Source organism: Campylobacter sp. RM19073 (genome assembly GCF_024723495.1).
Taxonomy (GTDB): Bacteria; Campylobacterota; Campylobacteria; order Campylobacterales; family Campylobacteraceae; genus Campylobacter; species Campylobacter porcelli.
Window position 1 is genome coordinate 1 of the sequence record NZ_JANQCT010000060.1, and the last position, 1,144, is coordinate 1,144.

General features: G+C 30.1%; 1 protein-coding gene. It reads right to left on the reverse strand.

The window, feature by feature from the left end:
- Positions 1 to 104: 104 nt before the first annotated feature.
- Positions 105 to 1,144 (reverse strand): autotransporter outer membrane beta-barrel domain-containing protein (locus tag CSUIS19073_RS08230; protein WP_337214416.1); only part of this gene is annotated, 1,040 nt, incomplete at its 5' end.

A 1,144-nucleotide genomic window follows, 5' to 3' on the forward strand; every position in this document is an offset into this window, starting at 1 on the left:
GTTTTCCCTATCCCTTAAAAATCAGAGCCCCTTCCCAGTTTGGCATTTTTATTTTATAAAAACTGAGCTATAGCTCAGTTTTCTTTTTATCTATTTATTTTAAATTAAAACTTATACTTAACCCCTAGTGTTCCATTATAGATTTTCTCATTATTTCTTAGTTTTGCTCCTATGTTGGCATTTATGCTAAATGAGTTATTTAGAGATACTTCAGCACCTAAGGTTGTGTTTATATAGGTGTGTTTTTTCTCATCAGCTTGGCTTATTATACTATACTCATTTCCTACGAAATTTGCTACACTATCTGTGCCACTTTTGTATATATCTCTCTCAAGGGCTGGTTTGAAATAGAAGTAGCTATACTCGTCATAGTATTTTCTAAGCTCAACTCCTAATTTAGCAGTGGCGTTTTTATTAGTTGTTTTATTATAGTGTAAGTTTATATCTCCACTCTCATTAAAATCTTTTGTTTTTATATAATTATAATTTAGTCCAATAAGTGGCTTTATAAATATATTATTAGTATCAAATACATATCCATACTCTAGCTCAATCCCAGCAAAATTAGTATCATAATCAGCTGTGTAGATACTATTTAATACATTCTTGCTATAATCACTCTTACTAATTCCATAGTAGATTTTACTATCTAGTTCTGAATTTCCAAAGAAGCTTTTTGAGTAGATACCAAGTTGGTAGTTATCACTACTATTTACTATATTATCTCCACTGCTTTTTGCTTTAGCATAGCTAAAGAATACTCCAACTATATCACTATCAAATGCATAATCATATCCAAATATAAAACCATATATCTTAGTATCTGGATTATCTTTTAAATATGCTTTAGCTCCTAAGATATTAGCCCATAGATTATTATTAGTTTCAAATCTCTTTGTATAGTCTCTAATCATACAAGCTAAAGCCTCATCATCACAAGAGGCAAACTCTACCCCATCAAGGTTTTTTATAGCTGAGGCTAGAGCCATACTACTATTATTTGGATTTAATAAAGATATAACCCTAGCATCAAGAGCATTTTTACTTAAGCTTATTATTGAGTTTATATTTGTATTTAGCTTTAATGCTTCAAGGGAATTTTGGATTGAGTTTTTCTCTAAAGATTGTAGTTCTTTGATGGCGG